The 19,785-nt window shown below is 71.4% G+C and carries 15 protein-coding genes; 8 read left to right on the top strand and 7 right to left on the bottom strand.

The annotated features are described in order from the left end of the window. Positions 1-79: 79 nt before the first annotated feature. From OAW74_RS11090 to OAW74_RS11125, 8 genes are all read left to right on the top strand, one after another. Positions 80-2,974 (top strand): YncE family protein, encoded by a 2,895-nt coding sequence (locus OAW74_RS11090; protein ID WP_262874423.1) that lies wholly within the window; start codon positions 80-82, stop codon positions 2,972-2,974. A gap of 153 nt (positions 2,975-3,127) precedes the next feature. Further along, the gene (locus OAW74_RS11095; protein ID WP_262874424.1) at positions 3,128-4,123 is read left to right on the top strand and encodes an ABC transporter substrate-binding protein; all 996 of its coding nucleotides are present in this window, start codon (positions 3,128-3,130) and stop codon (positions 4,121-4,123) included. 23 nt (positions 4,124-4,146) lie between these two features. After that, positions 4,147-6,633: a hypothetical protein gene (locus OAW74_RS11100; RefSeq protein ID WP_262874425.1), complete on the top strand. Its 2,487-nt coding sequence runs from the start codon at positions 4,147-4,149 to the stop codon at positions 6,631-6,633. After that, positions 6,630-7,448: a hypothetical protein gene (locus OAW74_RS11105; protein ID WP_262874426.1), complete on the top strand. Its 819-nt coding sequence runs from the start codon at positions 6,630-6,632 to the stop codon at positions 7,446-7,448. Before OAW74_RS11100 ends, OAW74_RS11105 begins: the two co-directional genes overlap by 4 nt. Continuing rightward, complete coding sequence (locus tag OAW74_RS11110; RefSeq protein ID WP_262874427.1) at positions 7,412-8,467, top strand: FecCD family ABC transporter permease; 1,056 nt, start codon at positions 7,412-7,414, stop codon at positions 8,465-8,467. Before OAW74_RS11105 ends, OAW74_RS11110 begins: the two co-directional genes overlap by 37 nt. Further along, positions 8,464-9,507: a FecCD family ABC transporter permease gene (locus OAW74_RS11115; RefSeq protein ID WP_262874428.1), complete on the top strand. Its 1,044-nt coding sequence runs from the start codon at positions 8,464-8,466 to the stop codon at positions 9,505-9,507. The genes OAW74_RS11110 and OAW74_RS11115 overlap by 4 nt, the downstream gene beginning before the upstream one ends. Then, complete coding sequence (locus tag OAW74_RS11120) at positions 9,504-10,301, top strand: ABC transporter ATP-binding protein (protein ID WP_262874429.1); 798 nt, start codon at positions 9,504-9,506, stop codon at positions 10,299-10,301. The genes OAW74_RS11115 and OAW74_RS11120 overlap by 4 nt, the downstream gene beginning before the upstream one ends. After that, positions 10,298-11,503 (top strand): enterochelin esterase domain-containing protein, encoded by a 1,206-nt coding sequence (locus tag OAW74_RS11125; RefSeq protein ID WP_262874430.1) that lies wholly within the window; start codon positions 10,298-10,300, stop codon positions 11,501-11,503. The genes OAW74_RS11120 and OAW74_RS11125 overlap by 4 nt, the downstream gene beginning before the upstream one ends. Before the next feature lie 7 nt (positions 11,504-11,510). On the opposite strand, the gene OAW74_RS11130 is transcribed toward OAW74_RS11125, so the two are convergent. The 7 genes from OAW74_RS11130 to OAW74_RS11160 form a co-directional block, all read right to left on the bottom strand. Beyond that, complete coding sequence (locus OAW74_RS11130; RefSeq protein WP_262874431.1) at positions 11,511-12,260, bottom strand: FadR/GntR family transcriptional regulator; 750 nt, start codon at positions 12,258-12,260, stop codon at positions 11,511-11,513. 62 nt (positions 12,261-12,322) lie between these two features. Further along, positions 12,323-13,753, bottom strand: a complete 1,431-nt coding sequence (locus OAW74_RS11135) for an NAD(P)/FAD-dependent oxidoreductase (protein ID WP_262874432.1) — start codon at positions 13,751-13,753, stop codon at positions 12,323-12,325. A gap of 148 nt (positions 13,754-13,901) precedes the next feature. After that, positions 13,902-15,557, bottom strand: coding sequence for an amidohydrolase (locus tag OAW74_RS11140; RefSeq protein WP_262874433.1), 1,656 nt, complete (start codon positions 15,555-15,557; stop codon positions 13,902-13,904). A gap of 56 nt (positions 15,558-15,613) precedes the next feature. Next, complete coding sequence (locus tag OAW74_RS11145; protein ID WP_262874434.1) at positions 15,614-16,456, bottom strand: ABC transporter permease; 843 nt, start codon at positions 16,454-16,456, stop codon at positions 15,614-15,616. After that, on the bottom strand, positions 16,453-17,343 hold the full coding sequence (locus OAW74_RS11150) for an ABC transporter permease (protein ID WP_262874435.1): 891 nt from the start codon (positions 17,341-17,343) through the stop codon (positions 16,453-16,455). Before OAW74_RS11150 ends, OAW74_RS11145 begins: the two co-directional genes overlap by 4 nt. Further along, a complete protein-coding gene (locus OAW74_RS11155; RefSeq protein WP_262874436.1) occupies positions 17,336-18,514 on the bottom strand; it encodes a polyamine ABC transporter substrate-binding protein in 1,179 nt (392 codons plus the stop codon). Before OAW74_RS11155 ends, OAW74_RS11150 begins: the two co-directional genes overlap by 8 nt. Positions 18,515-18,535: 21 nt before the next feature. Then, complete coding sequence (locus OAW74_RS11160) at positions 18,536-19,693, bottom strand: ABC transporter ATP-binding protein (RefSeq protein WP_262874437.1); 1,158 nt, start codon at positions 19,691-19,693, stop codon at positions 18,536-18,538. Positions 19,694-19,785: the final 92 nt, after the last annotated feature.

The raw sequence follows: 19,785 nt of genomic DNA on the forward strand, positions 1-19,785 counted from the left end.
TAGGCAGGCCTTCCTATTATTCATCTGTTTGAAGTAAGGCTTACCTTCATTCTCCATCCGACGTTCTCTTGGGAGTCCCATGAACACCACCCTCAGACGGAGAGGTCGCATCACAGCGATCGCCGTCACCTGCGCCGTCGGGCTCACCGCCCTCACGGCCGTCCCCGCCTCCGCCGACACCGGCACGTGGCTCAACGGAGGCGCGACCGGTGCCACCGTCGGCGTCGCCGACGCCGTGATCGTGGGCGACAGCATCCGCCTCGAAGGATCCGGCTGGACCGACGGCACCGACGACAGCGACGCCGACGGCTCGTGGATCGCCGTCAAGCTCGGCGCCGCCGGCGGTGTCGAAGCCGACGTGCTGACCACCGAGCCTGCCGCAGGCAAGTTCGTCTTCCCTGGCGCAGGCTCGGGCACCGCCGCGATCTGGAGCGGCATCGTCGCAGACGATGACGGCGACTTCTCGGTCGACATCCCGTTCCCGACCGCCACGAACACGAGCCCCGCGCTGGCGACGGCGTGGGCGGTCGGCACGACCCACCACCTGCAGCTGCTGACCGGCTCGATGAAGGCGGGCGGCGACGTGCCGCGCTCTGTCTATGTGACCTTCACCGTCACCGGCGACACGCTCGCCGTCACCTCGGGCGCGGGCGGCCGCGGCGCCGCAGCCGGCACCGTCGTGCTCACCTTCGCCGGCGCGGCCGGCACGTTCGCGGCGAACGAGGCGCTCACCGCGAAGGTGGACGGCGTCGACACGGCGTGGACCACGGGTGGAACGGCTTCGGCGACCGGCGCCCTGACGTCGACGACCATCTCGTACGCACCCGGCGCCCTGCGTGCCGGCGTGCACGAGGTGGCGATCACCGGCGCGACGACGGGCACCAAGACCCGCACCGTCACGGTGCTGCCAACGGCCTCCTACTCGTCGCTCACCCAGGCCTCCACCGGCACGCTGACCCTGTCGAACCTGCCGTCAGGCTCGTCGGTCGCAGGCGTCTCGTTCGACGGCGCGCCGGGCATCACCTTCTCGGGGCTCCCGGCCACCGAGACCGACGGCGTGGCAACGGCGTCGTACTCGATCCCGGCCGACACCACCCTCGGCACCTACCCGGTCACCGTGACCCTGGCGAACCCCGCCGCGACCTTCACGCTGGCCGGCCAGAAGATCTCGCCCGACGCGACGATCTTCGGCGACGACGCGTTCACGCTGACCTCCAACGGCACCGGCATCTTCCAGGGGCTGTACCAGTCGGCCTACAGCGCCGAGCAGGATGCCCTGTACGCCGCTGCGGCCTCGGGCACCGGCACGGCCGAAGACGGCTACCTCTACAAGCTCGACCCCGACACCCTCGAGGTGCTCGCGAGCGTGCACCCGAAGGAAGTGACCGACTCGAACAGCGTCGCCGGCCAGGCTCCCTACGGTGTGGGCGTCGACGACGTCAACGGCACCGTGTGGGTCAGCAACACGCGCACCAACTCGCTCGCCGTCTATGACGCCGACGACCTCACGCTGCTCAAGCAGTTCCCGTCGGGCACGATCTCGCACTCGCGTGACCTCGCCTACGACCCGATCAGCGACCGGGTGTTCGTGAGCTCGGCCAGCGAGGGCACGACCGGCAACGGCTACATCAGCGTGTTCGACGGCGAGACCTTCGAGAAGATCCAGGACATCCCGACCGGTGCGCGCACCGAGTTCAGCCCGGTGTCGGTGGAGATCGTCGACGGCGTGCTCTATTCGCCGAGCCTGTCGAGCAACAAGGTCGCCAAGATCGACACGACCACGCTCGAGGTGACCTTCCTCGAGATCAGCGGCATCAACGTAGGCGGGCGCGGCGCCTCGGGCATCGACTACGACGCCGACAGCGACCGCCTCTACATCGCCAGCCAGAACGGCGACGAGCTCGTGATCGCCGACGCGACCACCGGCGAGACGCTGAAGGAGGTGCCCACCGGCACCGGCGCGCTCAACGTCGAGATCGACGACGTCAACGACCTCGTCTACGTCACCAACCTGAGCGGCGGCACCGTCACGGTGCTCGACCTCGACGGCACCAAGGTCGCCAACCTGCCGATCGTGCGTGCGAACCACGTCACGACCGACGGGGCGGGCACCGCCTACGTCGTCGACAAGAACACCGGCAACAAGGTGTGGAAGGTCACCGTCAACCCCGACGTCGCCTCCAGCACGCCGACGATCACCGGCTCTGCGAAGGTCGGATCGAAGCTCACCGCTTCGGCCGGCGACTGGTCGGAGGGCGCGACGCTCGCCTACCAGTGGAACCGTGACGGCGTCGCGATCAGCGGCGCGACGGCGTCGACCTACACGGCGACGGCGGCGGATGCCGGCAAGGCGCTCTCGGTGACCGTCACCGGCTCGCTCGAGGGTCACGTCACCGTCAGCAAGACCTCGGCAGCCACGGCCAAGGTGGCAGCCGGCACGCTCGCGTCGGCGACCCCGAAGATCTCGGGCACCGCGAAGGTCGGCAAGACGCTGACCGCCGCGGCGGGCACCTGGACCTCGGGCACGTCGCTGAGCTACGCCTGGTACGCAGACGGCAAGGCGATCTCGGGCAAGACGGCCAAGACGCTGGTTCCGTCGTCCTCGCTGGTGGGCAAGAAGATCACCGTCAAGGTGACCGGCAAGAAGTCCGGCTACACGACGGTGACCAAGACCTCGGCGGCCACCGCCAAGGTCGCCAAGGGCACGCTGGCCACGGCGACCCCGAAGATCAAGGGCACCGCCAAGGCGGGCAAGAAGCTCACGGTCTCCGCCGGCACGTGGACCTCGGGCACGAAGCTGAGCTACCAGTGGTACGCCGACGGCAAGAAGATCAAGGGCAAGACGGGCAAGTCTCTCACGCTCACGAACTCGCTCGTCGGCGACAAGATCACCGTCAAGGTGACCGGCACGAAGTCGGGCTACACCACGGTGACCAAGACCTCGAAGTCCACTTCGAAGGTCGCGAAGCGCTAGCTTCTGCGAAGAAGGCGGGCGGTGCACACGGACGCGGGTGCACCGCCCGTCGGCGTCGGTCGACATTTGACCCGGCGCTCAGGTATGCCTAGCCTTATCTACATCAGATGAGTCGCGCGACGACTCTCGACCCTCCTCCCCAGAAGAAGTGACATGAGCTGGAACGCGCGCCGCAACGCCCTCGCGGCACTGGTCGCGGCGGCCCTGCTGCTGACGGGGTGTGCGGGTGCCGCGGCGGAGCCGACGGCATCCGCCGGACAGACCCGACAGATCACCGACGTCGAAGGCACCGTCGTCGAGGTGCCCGTCGACCCGCAGCGGGTCGTGACCCTCAGCGAGCCGACGCTCGATGCCGCGCTCGCCCTGGGGATCGAGCCCATCGGCACCGTCAGCGGCCGCGGGCAGTCGACGGTGCCGAACTACCTCGCCGACCTCGCCGGCGACATCCCGATCCTCGGGGGCGTCGCCCAGCCCAACTACGAGGCGATCGGCGCGGTCGACCCCGACCTGATCCTCGTGGACGGCACGAGCATCAACAACAACCCTCCCGTCATCGAGGCGCTGCGTCATATCGCCCCCGTCGTCTACACCGGCTACGCCGGAGGACCCTGGCGCGACAACTTCCTGCTGGTGGCCGACGCGCTGAACCTCGCCGACGAGGGCGCGCAGGTCGTCGCCGACTACGAAGCCCACGTCGCCGACGCGGCCGCCGCACTCACCGGCTACGCCGACGACACGTTCTCGATCGTGCGCTGGCAGGGCACCTCGGCCTCGGTCATCCTCAAGGAGCTGCCGCCCGGGCAGGCCCTCGTCGACCTCGGGCTGCAGCGCCCCGCCGACCAGGATCGCACCGGCCGCGGACACTCCGAGCCCGTCTCGCTCGAGAACCTCGAGACGATCGATGCCGACCACATCTTCTTCGGCACGCTCGGCGGCTCGAGCGTCGACAACCGGGCCGCGGGGGGATCGGCGGGGATCGAGGATGCCGCCGCCGCCCTCGCCGAGGCCGAGACCGTGCCCGGCTTCACCGACCTCCAGGCCTACCGCGACGACGCGATCATCCTCGTCGACGGCTCGGCGTGGACCTCGACGGGCGGCCCCCTGCTGATGAACCGCATCATCGACGACGTCGTGGCGGCGCTGTCGTGAACGCTCAGAACGGAGCACTCCGCATGCGAGATCGCATCACCGCCCGCGGCGCCCTGCGCTCGATGGTCGCGGGGCTGTCAGCCGTGCTGCTGGCCGCCGTCTCGATCGGCGGCACCGCAGCCGCGGCCGGCGCGGCCGTCGCCCACACCGGAACGCAGTACACGCTCGCCTCCGACTCGTCGGTGCGCTGGTGGGTGCCGTCGACCCTCGTCGAGGGCGAAGACCTCGTGATCTCGGGCTCGGGATGGCTGAACACCGCGGGCACCGGCGGCTCGACCGTCGCGCTCAAGTTCGACGACGGCGCCTCCGCCACCACGACCCTTCAGGTGATCAACCCGTTCACCGACACGGTGTTCGCCAACAAGACGGTGTTCGGCATCGCGCAGGCCGATGCCGCGGGAGACTGGCAGCTGCGCATCCCCTATCTGACGCTGGCCAACTCGAACCAGCAGTGGAAGGCCGGCCAGACGCACAGCATCACGCTGCTGAGCGGCTCGCTGCAGACCCCGGCCGGCACCGACCGCGCCCGCACGACGGCGCCCCAGCCGGCATCGTTCACGATCACCGCGGCGACGCCCGACCCCGAGCCGACCGCTTCGCCCACGCCGACCGCCACCTCGGCCCCCTCGCCCGAACCCAGCGCCACGACGGGCGTCGGCGAGCCCGCGTGGGCGCACACGACCATCACAGCGGGCACCGCGACGGCGTGGGTGCAGAGCGAGGTCGCCGCCGGCACCGGCGGCACCCTGCGCATCAGCGGCGTCGGCTGGAAGAGCGCCGCGGGCGGCTCCACCGTGGCCGTCAAGCTCAACTCGGCGCCCGGCGTGCAGTACACGCGCAGCGGGGCCGGAATCGTGCAGCATCCGTCCGCCTCCGGCGACGACACGATCTGGGCGCTGCTGGCCCCGAGCGACCCCGATGACCACGCCAACGTGTACGTGCTGGCAGCGGACGGCTCGTTCGACATCACGATCGACGCGCCGGCGGGGCTCACCGCCGGGCAGTACCTCACGGTGCAGCTGCAGTCGGGTCGCTTCGACAGCGGCGACGTGCAGCGCTCGGTGGTCAGCTCGCCGCTGACGGTCGGCGGCGTCGCCTACCAGGATCCCGATGACGGCGAGCTGCCCACGTGCGTCGCGACGAGCTCCGCCCCGACCGTGACGATCGAGAACGCGACCGTGTCGCTCGGCGGCGTGCTGCACGTCAGCGGCACCGGCTGGTGCCACCCGGCGACGGCGGGCGGCGGCTCGGTGATCGGCGTCAAGATCGACGAGGGCGCCTACAGCCGCCTCTCCACCGACGTGCACAGCAACAAGACCATCTGGGCCGTCATCGAGGCCGACGACGACGACGGCACCTTCAGCGTCGACATCGCCCTGCCCGACGGCACCACGGCGGGTGCGAACGGCTCGAGCCCCGCGTTCACGCAGGGCTCGCACACGCTGCGACTGCTCAGCGGCTCGCTGAAGGCCGGCGACACCGTGCGCACGCTCGCCTCGGCGGCGTTCACGGTGGGCGCCTACGCCCCGAACGGCGCGCCCGACCCGATCGATCGGGCGACGCTCACCTCGGCCAACCGCGCGGGCGTCACGGCACGGCTCACCTCGACGGCGCTCGAGGTCACCGTGCCGGGGGCGCACGAGGGCGACTGGGTGTTCCTCACCCCCTTCGCCACCGACGGATCGCCGCGCTACCCGTGGCTCGACACGTGGTTCCGCACCGACGCGACCGGCACCGCGTCGGCGCCCCTGGCAGGTGTGACGCTCCCCACCGGAACGATCGCGATCGCGGTGCAGAGCGGGCAGCAGGCCGACTCGGGCGCGCTGATCGGCTGGGCATCGGTGACGGTGCCTACAGCATCCGCTCCGAATCCGACGCCGACGCCCGCGCCGACCGACGGCACCGCCGCCGCCGACGAGGGCGACGGCGCCACGCCCACGACGACGAGTCGTCCGTTCTACACGCTCTCGACGCAGCGCACTCAGCAGACCGCCCCGACCTCGGTGCCCGCTGCGCCCTTCTCGACGAGTGCGGGTCTGGTCGCGGGCAACGCCGGCGGAGTGACGCTCAGCCTCGACGGCAGCGTCGCGACCCTCGTGGTGCCGGCCGCGCAGCCGGGCGAGTGGGTGTTCGTCTTCGCGTACTCCGAGCCGACGCCGGTGGGCTGGATCCAGGTCGACGCCGAGCGCGCGGTGCGCGTCGACGTCGCGGCCCTCGAGGCCGGCGATCACAAGATCGCGATCGTGGCGGCCGACGAGCAGCTGCTCGGCTGGGCCGGGGTCACCGTCGACGGCGTGCTCGAAGAGCAGCCCGCTGCCACGACCGAGCATGCCGCGGCCGACGTCTCGACCGACGCCGGTGCCGAGGCCCCCGCAGCCCTGACTGCGACGGGCGGCCTGTCGAGCGCCGACTGGTGGCTGCTCGGCGGCGGCGCGCTGCTGGCCGGCGTGCTCGTCGCCGTCGTGCTGGTCGTGAGATCGCGCCGCGCGAGGGCGGGAGCCGAGCAGTGAGGCGCGTCGCCCGCACGGCGGTCGCGGTCGCGGTCGCGGGGCTCCTCGTCGCCGCGCCGGTCGCCGCAGGGGCGATCCCGCCAGACGGCGCGGGCAGCGACACCCCTGGCACGTCGGCATCGGTCTCGCCGCGCACGCTCGCCCCCTGCGAGACCATCAGCTTCACCCTCAGCGGCTACCCTGCCGGCGAGACGGTGTACGTCAAGATCGACGACGGCATCGGCTACGGCGACACCAGCGTGCAGGGCTCGGGTGTCTGGCACATGCAGGCCATTCCCGCCTCGGGCACCGTCACAGGCTCGTTCCCGCTGCCGTGCGACATCTCGACGGGGTCGCACTGGCTGCGCTTCCTCGCCAGTGAAGAGAAGTACGACGCCGACGGCGACTATCAGGGCGTCATCGGCTACACGCACGCGGGAGGCACCGACTTCACCGTCGTGGCGGCATCCGGATCCTCTGGAGGATCGGGCTCGTCGGGCGGCTCGTCGTCGGGCTCGTCGGGCAGCTCAGGATCGAGCGGTGGCTCAGGATCCGGCGCGACCGGATCGGGCTCGGGCAGCGCCCAGACCACTGCCCAGGGCGGTGTGCTCGTCGTCGCCACCCCGACCCCCACCGCGACGCCGTCGGCATCGGCCACGCCGACCACGACGCCGGTCGAGTCGCAGACGCCGCAGCCGTCTCCGACGGCGGTCGCCGCATCCGTCGACACGCCCTCGAGCGTGCCGTGGGTGGGCATCGTCGGCGGCCTCGTGCTGCTGGTCGGTGCCGCGGCGGTCGCGTGGATGCTGCTGCGACCGCGCCGCGCGCAGCCGTGACCGCGGTCGCCACCTCCGCACGCCTGCGGTCGCGTCGACTGTGGGGCGTCGCCGGTTTCGCCGCGGCACTCGTGGTGCTGGCGGCGGCCTCGCTCGCGATCGGATCGAACCCGATCCCGATCGGAGAGGTGTGGCGTGTGCTGACGCATCCCGACGGATCGATGGCCGCGGCAGTCGTCACGGGGCAGCGTGTGCCGCGCACCCTCGTCGTCATCGTCGTCGGCGTCGCCCTGGGGGTCGCCGGAGCGCTCATGCAGTCGCTCACCCGCAACCCGCTCGCCGACCCCGGCGTGCTCGGCATCAACGCGGGCGCGTCGCTCGCGGTCGTCGGCGCCGTCGCCTTTCTCGGGGTCTCGGGCATCTGGTCGTATCTGTGGTTCGCCTTCGCCGGCGCGGCCGCGGGCGCCCTCGCGGCCTACGTGCTGGGCTCTTCCGGCAGGTCAGGTCCGACACCGGTGCGCCTGGCACTTGCCGGGGTCGCCATCAGCATGGCGGTGTCGTCGCTCGTGCAGGCCGTGATCCTGTCGAACCAGGAGGCGTTCAACGAGTTCCGGTTCTGGGCCTCTGGATCGGCCGAGGGCCGCGGCTACGCCGAGCTCGCGGCCGTGACGGGATTCATCGTCGTCGGCACCGTGATCGCCCTGTGCCTCGCCCCGGCGCTGAACGCCCTCGCACTCGGCGATGAGGCGGGGCGCGCGCTGGGCGTGCGGGTCGGGGCCGTGCGCACCGCGGTCGTCGCCTCGGTGGCGCTGCTGGCCGGGGCCGCGACGGCGGCGCTCGGCCCGATCATGTTCGTCGGCCTCGCCGTGCCCTATCTCGCCCGCGCCGTCTGCGGCTCCGACCAGCGCTGGGTGCTGCCGGTGACCGCCATCGCTGCCCCCACGGCGCTGCTGGCCGCCGACATCGTCGGCCGGGTCGTCGCCTACCCCGCCGAGGTGCCGGTCGGCATCATCGCCGCCGTGCTCGGAGGCCCCGTGTTCGTCGCGCTCGTGCGCCGCCGCCGGATCGAGGCGCTGTGACCGCGATCGCCCCCCGCGCCGCCGTGCGCATCGGCCGCTGGTCGGTGCGCGTCGACGGGCGCGCGCTCGCCGTCGGCGCCACGTTGATCGCGGCCATCGCCGCGATCGCGATCGCCGCCGTCATGATGGGCGACTACCCGATGACGGTCGGCCAGACTCTCGCCGCACTGTTCGGCGTCGGAGACGACGAACTGGCCCGCTACTTCGTGCAGGACCAGCGACTGCCCCGCGTCGTGGCGGCCGTGCTCGTCGGTGCGGCGCTCGCGATATCGGGCGGCGTCTTCCAGCAGCTCACCGCGAACCCGCTCGGCAGCCCCGACGTCATCGGCTTCACGATCGGCGCGGCGACCGGCGCGCTCATCCAGATCGTGCTGTTCGACGCCGGCCCCGCCGCCACCGCGCTCGGGGCGACGATGGGCGGCTTCGGCACGGCGCTGGTCGTCTATCTGCTGGCGTGGCGCAAGGGGCTCGCGGGCTTTCGCCTCGTGCTCGTCGGCATCGGCGTGGCCGCCGTGCTGCAGGGTGTCAACAGCCTGCTCGTCGTGCGCGCGAGCCTGTCGGCGGCGCAGTCGGCTGCGCAGTGGCTGGCGGGCTCGTTCAACGCGACGACCTGGAACGAGGTCGCGCTCACGGCGGTCGGGGTCGGCGTGTTCGCCGTCGCGGCCTTCGCCCTGGGCCGACCGCTGGAGCTCATGACGATGGGCGACGACATCGCCGCAGGCCTCGGCATCCGCGTCGAACGCACCCGGCTCGCCCTCGTGGTCGTCGGCGTCGCGCTCGTGTCGATCGCGACCGCTGCGGCCGGGCCCATCGCCTTCGTGGCGCTCGCGGCGCCGCAGCTGGCCCGCCGGCTCACCGGCTCGAGTGCCGCGGGCCTGGTCACCTCTGCACTCATGGGGGCGGTGCTGGTGCTGGCGAGCGACCTCGCCGCGCAGCGCCTGTTCGCCCCCGCGCAGCTGCCGGTCGGGGTCGTGACCGGGTCGCTCGGCGGCGTGTATCTGATCTGGGCGCTGGCCCGCGAAGGAAGAAGGCGGCCATGAGCATCGCATCCGACAGCCGCGTGAGGGCACGCGGCGTCACGATCGGCTACGGCGGCGAGCCCGTCGCCGAGGGTCTCGACGTCGCCGTGCCGACAGGCGAGCTCACCGTGATCGTCGGCCCCAACGCGTGCGGCAAGTCGACGCTGCTGCGGGCGCTCGCCCGCATGCTGCCGGTGCGCGAGGGCGTCGTCGACCTCGACGGCGCGCCGATCGGCTCGTACCCCGCAAAAGAGGTCGCCCGCCGGCTCGGCATGCTGCCGCAGTCGCCGATCGCCCCCGACGGCATCGCGGTGGCCGACCTCGTGGCGCGCGGCCGTTACCCGCACCAGGGGCTGCTGCGGCAATGGTCGGCAGATGACGAGACCGCCGTGCAGCGGGCGCTGCAGCGCGCCGGCGTCGCCGAGCTCGCCGAGCGATCGGTCGACGAGCTGTCGGGCGGGCAGCGCCAGCGGGTGTGGATCGCGATGGCGCTCGCGCAGCAGACCCCGATCCTGCTGCTCGACGAGCCGACCACCTATCTCGACATCGCCCACCAGATCGAGGTGCTCGACCTCGCCCGCGGACTGCAGCGCGACGGCTTCACCGTCGTGGTCGTGCTGCACGAGCTCAACCTCGCCTTCCGCTACGCGACCCATCTCATCGTCATGAAGCAGGGCGCGGTCGTCGCCGAAGGGCCGGTCGCCGACGTCGTCACGGCGGAGCTCATCGAAGACGTCTACGGGCTGCCGTGCCGCATCATCGCCGACCCCGAGACCGGCACTCCGCTCGTGGTGCCGAAGGCGAGCGCGTCGTGAGCGCCGCGGCCGGTCGCACGCCGCCCAAGATCCCGCGCCCGGCGCCGGCGCCGCGGGTCGCGAGCCCCGCGATCGCGCGGCTCGCGGTCGACGTGGCGGCCGAGGGGGCGGATGCGGCGACCCGACGGTTCTGGAGCGAGGTCGCCCTCGCGACACCCCTGGTCGACCCCGTGCCCGGCGCACCGGGCGAGCGCATCGTGACGTTCGTCTGGCGCGACGCGCAGGCCGCCGAGGTGCTGCTGTTCGCCAACCGGCTCACCGACGAGAAGAACATCGATGAGAGCCTGCTCGAGCGCCTCCCCGGCACCGACGTATGGCATCTCGCGTATCGGATGGATGCCGACTGGCGCGCCTCGTATTCGTTCCTCGTGCGCGGCGCGGGGGAGCGTGCGCCCTGGCGCACCGACGACGATCAGGTGGCGCTGCGCGCCGCGCTCGACCGGGGGCGGCGCGATCTGCGCAACCCGGTCACGAGCCGCAACCGCGCGGGCGTCGACCAGTCGGTCGTCGAGCTGCCCGATGCGCCGCGGCAGCCGTGGCTCGCCGCTTCCCCCGCATCCGCCCCGCGCGAGGTGGAGAGCCCCGGCGGCAGGCGGCTGTGGATCCACGAGGCGGCCACGGGCGGAGAGCTGCTGCCGCTCGTGCTCGTGCTCGACGGGGAGGTGTGGCGCAGCATCCTGCCCGCCGCCGTCGACGCGATGGTCGCCGCGGGCGTCATGCGCCCCGCGCGGCTCGTGTTCGTAGACTCCGGCGGCACGCAGCAGCGCTGGCGGGAGCTCGACGCGGGGGGAGAGGCGGCGGCGTGGCTCGCGGGCGATCTGGTGCCGTGGGTGCGGGCGCGATGGGCCACCGAGGCCGGTCCCGGCGCGGTGGTCGTGGCGGGCCAGAGCCTGGGCGGCTTCACCGCCGTGCGCACGGCGCTCGAGCACCCCGACGTCGTGGGCGCGGCGCTCGCGCAGTCGGCCTCGACGTGGCAGGGCGATCTCGCGGCACTCGCCGGCGCGGCAGGTCGCTCCGGCCTGCGCGTCTGGCTCGAGGTGGGACGGCAGGAATGGGTGCTGCGCGATGCGCACCGCCACCTGGCCGCGCGTCTTGCCGCGGCCGGCGCCGACGTGCGCTTCACGGAGTTCAACGGCGGCCACGACTACGCCTGCTGGCGCGGCGGCATCGCCGACGGGCTCGCCGCGCTGCTGCCGGGCTGAGTCCCGGTCAGGCGGGGGTGGACTCGGGCTGGGTCTCGGTCGAGGTCTCGGGCTGAGCCTCGTTCTGAGCCTCCGGCGAGACGAGACGGAAGTCGCGGTCGACGTGCAGCGCCATGGCCTTCGCTGCCCGCTCGACATCGTGCGCCTCGATGGCGGCCAGCACCTCGCCGTGGTCGCCGAGGCGCACCTGCGCCTCACCGGCGTAGACGAGCTGTCCGCGGTCGATCGCGCGCCGCAGCGATGCCATCACGCCGGCGTACAGCGCGGTCAGCAGGGCGCTGCCCGAGGCGTCGAACACCGTCGCGTGGAACGGCCCCGTGCCGCGGCCGCGGCCGGATGCCGGGTAGTCCACGTCGCGGGGCGAATCGGCGCCGTGGGCCTCGCGCAGCGACGCGAGCTGCTCTTCCGTGCGCAGCCTCGCCGCCTGCTGCGCCGCCTCGACCTCGAGTGCCCGCCGGAACACCAGCAGGTCGGCGAGCTCGAAGTCCGAGATGTAATCGGTGATCAGCGAGCTCACGGGCGTGCGCGAGCGCACGAACGTGCCGCGCCCCGGCAGGGGCTCCAGCATCCCGAGCGATGCGAGTGATCGCACCGCCTCGCGCACGGTCGTCTTGCCGACACCGAGCAGCTCCATGAGCTCCTGCTCGGTGGGGATGCGCCGGTTGATCGGCCATTCGCCGCTGGTGATCTTGCGGCGCAGGAACGCCAGGGTCTCGAGGGCGCGGGCAGAGCCCACTCCGCCGGTCTCGTGCGCCACGTGCTCCTCCGCGTGCCTGGTGTGCTCCCCGCGAGTGTAGTGCCCGCCGCGATGTGAGCCGCTCAGGAGTCGAAGCCCAGCCCCACCGCGTCGAGCGTCTTCAGGAGCACGTTGCGCCTGCCCTCGTTGTGGTCGGCGCGATCGAGCGACCAGCGGGTCGCGTTGATGCCGATGGATGCCGCCGGCTCCGGCGGGAAGGGCAGCGGGCGTTTGCGCACCATCTCGAGCTGCGTCTTCTCGTTCTTCGTGCCGGCGAGAAGGTCGAGCATGACGTCGGCGGCGAACCGGGTCGAGCCGACACCCAGACCTGTGAACCCGGCGGCATATGCCACCCGGCCCTTGCGCGCCGTGCCGAAGAACGCCGTGAACTGCGTGCACGTGTCGATCGCGCCCGACCACTGGTGCGAGAAGCGCAGGCCCTCCAGCTGCGGGAACGTCGTGAAGAAGTGGCTCGCGAGCCGCGCCCACACGTCGGGGCGGTTCTCGTACCGAGGATCGACCTTGCGCCCGTAGTGGTAGAGCGCGTCATACCCGCCGAACAGGATGCGGTTGTCTTTCGACAGCCGGTAGTAGTGGAACTGGTTCGCGAGGTCTCCGATGCCCTGCCGGTCGTTCCAGCCGATCGAGGCGAGCTGCTCGTCGGTCAGCGGCTCGGTCATGAGCGCGTAGTCGTATACCGGAACGGTCATGAGCCGGTTGCGCTTGATCAGCGACGGGAACACGTTGGTCGCCAGCACCGCCTGCGCGGCGTCGACCCGACCGCCCTCGGTGACGACGGCGACGCCGGTCGCCGTGTTCTCGAGCGCCTTGACGTGCGAGCGCTCGAAGATCTCGACGCCGCGCTCTTCGCACACCCGCGCGAGCTCGGCGGCCAGGCGCGCGGGGTGCACCAATCCGCACGTGCGCTTCTCCCACACCGCCGCGAGATACGTCGGCGACGCGACGGATGCCTGGGCCTGCGCCTCGTCGAGGAACACCGTGTCGGGGTCGCCCTCGGCCGCCCACTCCGCGAGCCACGGCACCTGGTGCGGCTCGGTCGCGGGGGCGAGCTGCCCCGTGCGCTCGAAGTGGAAGTCCATGCCGTAGTCGGCCTCGGCCGCCTCGATCGCGTCGAGGTTGGCGAGTCCCAGCTCGTCGATCAGCGGCATCTCGTCGGGCCAGCGGCTCAGCCCGTTCTCGTGCCCGTGGGTCAGGCTCGACTCGCAGAAGCCGCCGTTGCGGCCGGACGCCGCCCAGCCCACGCGGTTGGCCTCGACGACCACGACGCGGCGGCCGGGGTCGCGGGTCTTGGCGAGCAGCGCCGTCCACAGCCCGGTGTAGCCGGCCCCGACGACTACGAGGTCGGCGGGCGTGCCGCCCCGCAGCGGGGGCCGGTCGGGCCGCAGGGCCGCGGGCAGGTCGTCGATCCAGAACACCCCCGTGCGGGTGTGTTCGAGGCTCGTGCTGATGACGGATGCCGAGGGCACACGCCTTTCGAAGACGGTGGTTCCCACGGGTATCACTTCCTATCTGGGGTGGGGTCTGGGTGGTGCCCTCGCCTCGGGCGAGGAGATCTCGTGAGGAGAGGGCAGCATCCGCTCTTTCGGTCCTCGCTCCGCCGATTCTCCTCGCCTGAAGCGAGGAGCGGGCGGATGCTGCCGCTCAGGCGTCGTCGGCGGCGAACACGCGCGCCCCCTCGACGTAGGTCTGCAGCACGCGCGTCGCGCCGATCTGGTCGGCGGGCCCGGCGAACGGATCGCGGTCGAGCACGGCGAGATCGGCGTACTTGCCCACCTCGATCGTGCCGGTGTCGGCGTCGAGGTGGTTCACCCACGCGGAGCCCGCCGTGTAGGCGGTGAGCGAAGTGGCCAGGTCGATCGACTGCTCGGGGAGGAACGCGTCGTACTCGCCCTCCTCGTACCCGGGGGCGGCGGTGCGGTTCACGGCGGTGTGGATCGCCGCGAGGGGGTTCGGCGACGACACCGACCAATCGCTGCCGGCGGCGAGCACGGTTCCTGCGCGCAGGAGGTCGCCGAACGGATACTGCCACGCATCCCGAGGCGACCCGAGGAAGGGCAGGGTCAGCTCGATCATCTGCGGCTCGAGCGTCGCCCACAGCGACTGCATGTTGGCGGCGACCCCGAGCGCGCGGAACCGCGGCACGTCCTCGGGGTGGACCACTTGGATGTGCGCGATGTGGTGGCGGCCGTCGCCCCGCCCGTTGCGCGCGAGCGCGTGCTCGACGGCATCGAGGCACTGCCGCACGGCGCGGTCGCCGATCGCGTGGAAGTGCACCTGGAATCCCAGGGCGTCGAGCTGCGGCACGGCTTCGTTGAGGATCTCGGGCGGCACGAACGAGATGCCCGAGTTGTCGGTGAAGTGCCCGTGGCCGTCGTGATAGGGCTCGAGCATCGACGCCGTGAAGTTCTCGGCCACGCCGTCTTGCATGACCTTGACCGACGTCGCCTGGAACCTCCCCGCCGACAGGCGCCGCCGTCGCTCGACGAGCGAGGGGATCTGCTCGAGGCCCGCTGTGCGATCCCACCACAGGGCTCCGACGACGCGGGCGGTCAGCGAGCCGTCGGCGGCGGCATCCACATACGTCTGCCCCTGGTCGACGAGGTCGCTGTAGTCGCCGATGATCGCGTCCTGCCAGGCCGTGATGCCGTAGGAGTGCAGGTAGCGCTGACCGGCCATGAGCGCCTCGTGCAGGAACTCGGGAGTCGGGTCGGGGATCAGCCGGTTCACGAGCGACATCGCCCCCTCGTGCAGCGTGCCGGTCGGGTCGCCGTCGGCGTCGCGCTCGATGCGTCCGTCGGCCGGGTCGGGAGTGTGCCGGTCGATGCCCGCTCGACGCAGCGCCGCCGAGTTCACCCAGGCGCCGTGCCCGTCGCGGTTGGGCAGGAACGCCGGGCGGTCGGGCAGCACCCGGTCGAGGGCGGCCGCCGTCGGCGTGCCGCCGGGGAAGGCCGACATGCTCCACCCTCCGCCCGAGATCCACTCCTCGGCGGGGTGCGCGGCGGCGTAGGCCGCGACGATGTCGAGGTACTCCTGCTCGGTCGACCCGTGTGCGAGGTCGCAGCGCAGCAGCTCCAGTCCGCCCGAGACGGGGTGCACGTGCGCGTCTTGGAAGCCGGGCACCAGCATCCGCCCCGCGAGGTCGACGACCTCGGTCGAGGGGCCGATGAGATCGCGGATGCTGTCGCCGCCCACCGCGACGATGCGCCCGTCGCTGACGGCCACGGCGCTCGCGCGCGAGCGCACGGTGTTCGCCGTGAAGACGGGCCCGCCGCTGAAGACGAGGTCGGCGTAGGTCATCGGGACTCCTGGTTCGGGCGTTGAGCGAGCGAAGCGAGACGAAACGGCGGTGCGGCTCAGCCGCCGGCCATGGTGCGGGCGATGTCGGTGGCGGAGTCGCCCGCGCGGCGCAGCACGATCGCGACGACCGCGAGGGCCAGCAGCGTCAGGACGAGCATGATCGTCGAGACCGCCGCGATCTCGGGCCGGAGGCCCGACCGCAGCGAGCTCAGGATGTAGACCGGCCACGGCGTCGACCCCGACACCTGAACGAACGACGAGACGACGGTGTTGTCGAGGCTGAACGTGAACGACAGCAGCGCTCCGGCGAGCACGGCGGGCATCGCGAGCGGCAGCGTGACACGGCGGAAGGTTGTGAACGGCGTCGCATAGAGGTCGGCGGAGGCCTCTTCGAGGTTCTCGGGCAGGCCCACGAGGCGCGCGCGCACGATGTAGGTGACGACGGCCACCGAGAACAGCGAGTGGCCGATCACGAGGCGCACCGTGCCGTCGTTGAATACCGACATGCCGAGGTCCTGCCCGAGGAAGACGAGCCACGGCAGCAGCGACACCGCATCCACGATCTCGGGGGTCACCGACACGAGCAGCAGCAGTCCGATGAACCACCACGTCCACTTTCCCGGTCGGCGGGCCAGCGCGATGCCGGCGAGGGTGCCGAGCAGGGTCGCGAGCACCGCGGCGATCGCGCCGGTGCGCAGCGACACCATGACCGCGTCGGAGAGCACCGACCGCGTGAACAGCGCCGTGTACCCGTCGAAGCCGAACTCGGTGAAGGCCGTCAGCAGTCGCCCGTTGTTGAACGAGTAGCCGATGATCACGAGGATCGGCAGGAACAGGAAGACGAAGACGAGGATGCTGAACACCATCAGCAGCCGGTCGGTCAGGGCGCCGTGCTTCATGACGAGACCTCCCCGAGCACGAGCCGGGTCTGGGCCCGGAAGGGCAGTGACACGAGCCACAGCAGCAGGCCGATCACGGCGGCGGAGCCCAGGATCACGACGATGAGGGTCACCGCCATCGCCGAGCCCAGCGCCCAGTTCTGCGCCGTCTGGAACTGCGCGGCCACCATCTGGCCCACCATGTTGCCCTTGGCGCCACCCAGCACCGTCGCGGTGATGTAGTCGCCCATGAGCGGGATGTACACCAGCAGCACGCCGACGATCACGCCGGGGCGGGCGAGCGGGAACGTCACGCGGAAGAAGGTGCGGATGCGGTCGGCACCGAGATCCTTCGACGCTTCCCGCAGCGGCAGCCCGACCCGGTCGAACGCCACGAACAGCGGCAGGATCATGAGCGGCAGATAGTTGTAGACGACGCCGAGCAGCACGGCCGGGCGCGTGTAGAGGATGTCGATCGGACCGAGCCCGATCGCCTGCAGGGCGTGCGAGACGAACCCTTCGGGGGCGAGGATCACCTGCCACCCGATCGTGCGCACGAGGAAGTTGGTCCAGAAGGGCACGAGCACCAGGGCGATCAGCATCCCCTTCCAGCGCGCCGGCGCCTTCAGCGCCATCCAGTAGGCGACGGGGGCGCCGATAAGGAAGCACAGCGCCGTGCCGCCCAGGCCGATCCACAGCGTGTTCAGGAACGTGTCGAAGAACGTCGGGGTGAACACCTCGAGGTAGCGGTCGAACGAGAGGATGTCGTTGGCGTGGGTGCCGAACAGGCCCGGCTTGTAGCCGAGGCTGTACCAGAAGACGACGGCGACAGGCAGCACGAAGAACACCACCAGCCATGCCCACGCCGGGATCGCCAGGGCGAACCCGGGAGCCCGGAGTCTACGCACCGGCGGCGGCCTTCGCCTTGTTCCAGATGTCGACCGTGCGCTGCTGCGCGTCGTTGACCTCGCCGTCCTTCATCGTCGCCAGCTGCTCGGGTGTGAAGAAGACGAGGTCGAGCATCTCGAGCCCCTCGGCCTCGGCGGTCGCCTGGATGTCTTTCGCGCCCGTGTGGTAGCCGATCCAGTCGAGTTCGGCCAGTGCGTTCTCGGGAGTGAGCACGTAGTTGATGAAGGCGTGTGCGGCCTCGGGGTGCGGAGCCGTCGACGAGATCGCCCAGTTGTCCATCCACAGCTCGGTCGCGGGCGATCCCAGCACCCACTGCCAGCGGTCGGGGTCGGACGAGTTGATGATGCCCTGGCGCGCGTCGCCGTTCCACACCTGCACGAGCGCCTGGGTCGCCTGCGGAATGGCGCTCGAACCCGGGTAGGAGTCGAACGCCGCGATGTGCGGGGCGAGGGTGTTCACGATGAAGTCCTCGCACGCGTCGATGTCTGCGGTGTCGGTCGTGTTCCAGTCGATGCCGTTGGCCCAGTAGTACATGCCGGTGATCTCGGCGGGGTCGTCGAGCACGCTCGTCTTGCCGCTGGCCTCGTTCTGCGCGGCATCCAGGAAGTCGTTCCAGGTCTTGAGCTCGCGCGTGATGACGGTCTTGTCGTAGACGAAGCCGGTGGTGCCCCACGCCTTGCAGATCGAGTAGTCGTTCGACGGATCCCACTCGCGGCCGAGGTAGGCGGCATCCATGTACTGGATGTTGGGGATCAGATCTTTGTTGAGCTTCAGCAGCAGATCGTTCTGGATCATCTGCGGGATGAACACGCCCGTCGGCACGATGATGTCGTAGCCGCTCGTGCCCTTGGCGGCGACGAGCTTGGAGATGAGCTCTTCGTTCGAGCCGAACGCGTCGACGGTGATCTTGGGCCCGAGCTCGTCGGTGAAGGCCGTCAGCACGTCGGGGGCGTCGTAGTCGCCCCACGAATAGATCGACAGCGCGTCTTCGAGCGCGCCACCGGTGGCCACGGCCGAGGGCTTCGTGCTCGAGCCGCCGGCGCAGGCGGCCAGGAACGCGGTGCCGCCGGCGATCGCCGCGAGCGACAGGAAGCGGCGGCGCGACACCTCCTGCAGGATGATGGGCGCCGCGGCGCGGCTGGCGAGGATGCGGATGGGCTGGTCGGCCATGGGGGGATTCCTCTCGAGTGCCTACAGGGACTGCGCGGTGCGGACGGTGCGGGTCGTGGGCAGGTCGACGTGGCCGGCCTGGTCGGCGAGGTCGTCGAGCGGGAAGACCTGCACCGACTCGGGTCGCCACGAGCTCCACACGGTGTCGCCGACGGCGACCCGTGGGGCGTCGGGGGTGGGGCGGCGGGCGAGGATCGACTGGTCGCCGGCGAGCTGCACGAGGAACTGCATCGTCTCGCCCAGGTGCGACAGGCCGATCACGCGGCCCTCGACCGCGTTGGTCGTGCCCTCGGGGCGGGCGGCCGACAGCTCGACGAACTCCGGCCGCACGGCCGCCCGCGCGGGGGAGCCGGGTGCGGGCGAGGCGATGGCGGTGGCGGGCAGCATCCGCACCAGTTCTGCGTCGACGGCGGCGCCGTCTGCCGAGACGGTGCCGTCGAAGAAGTTCTGCTGGCCGACGAAGGCGGCGACATAGGCGGATGCGGGCGAGCCGTAGATCGTGTCGGAGTCGGCGAGCTGCTCGATGCGGCCGTCGCGCATGACGGCGATGCGGTCGCTCATCGAGAGCGCCTCGCCCTGATCGTGGGTGACGAAGACGAACGTGATGCCCAGCCGCGACTGGAGCAGCTTGAGCTCGAGCTGCATCTCTTCTCGCAGCTGTCGGTCGAGCGCTCCCAGCGGCTCGTCGAGCAGCAGCACCGATGGACGGTTGACGAGGGCGCGGGCGAGCGCGACGCGCTGCTGCTGGCCGCCGGAGAGCTGGGTCGGCTTGCGGTCGGCGAACCGGCGCATCTGCACCATGTCGAGGGCGGTCGACACGCGCTCGCGCACCTCGGACTTGGGGGTGCGGCGCTGCTGCAGCCCGTAGGCGACGTTCTTGGCGACCGACATGTGCGGGAAGAGCGCGTAGGCCTGGAAGACCGTGTTGACGTCGCGCTTGTAGGGGGCGGCGCCCAGCACGCTCGCCCCAGAGATGCGGATGTCGCCCGCGTCGGGGTGCTCGAAGCCGGCGATCATGCGCAGCGTCGTGGTCTTGCCGCAGCCCGAGGGGCCCAGCAGCGAGAGGAACTCGCCGGGGTGGATCTGGAGCGACAGATCGTCGACGGCTGTCTGGTCGCCGTAGCGCTTGGTGACCGAATCGAGCACGACGGCTCCGCGCGCGTCATCCACAGCCGTCACGAGTCCTCCGGTTCCAGCGCGCCGCCGTGGCGCGTTCCGGCCATTCAATACGTCCGGCCCCGGCGGTACAACGAGCGCATGGCCGGAACCGG

It is taken from the genome of Microbacterium fluvii (assembly GCF_025515205.1).
GTDB classification, from domain to species: domain Bacteria; phylum Actinomycetota; class Actinomycetes; order Actinomycetales; family Microbacteriaceae; genus Microbacterium; species Microbacterium fluvii.

Coding starts and splice junctions, on each gene's coding strand:
- OAW74_RS11090 (WP_262874423.1), top strand. CDS start 80: ATGAACACCACCCTCAGACGGAGAGGTCGCATCACAGCGATCGCCGTC.
- OAW74_RS11095 (WP_262874424.1), top strand. CDS start 3,128: ATGAGCTGGAACGCGCGCCGCAACGCCCTCGCGGCACTGGTCGCGGCG.
- OAW74_RS11100 (WP_262874425.1), top strand. CDS start 4,147: ATGCGAGATCGCATCACCGCCCGCGGCGCCCTGCGCTCGATGGTCGCG.
- OAW74_RS11120 (WP_262874429.1), top strand. CDS start 9,504: ATGAGCATCGCATCCGACAGCCGCGTGAGGGCACGCGGCGTCACGATC.
- OAW74_RS11140 (WP_262874433.1), bottom strand. CDS start 15,557: ATGACCTACGCCGACCTCGTCTTCAGCGGCGGGCCCGTCTTCACGGCG.
- OAW74_RS11145 (WP_262874434.1), bottom strand. CDS start 16,456: ATGAAGCACGGCGCCCTGACCGACCGGCTGCTGATGGTGTTCAGCATC.
- OAW74_RS11155 (WP_262874436.1), bottom strand. CDS start 18,514: ATGGCCGACCAGCCCATCCGCATCCTCGCCAGCCGCGCCGCGGCGCCC.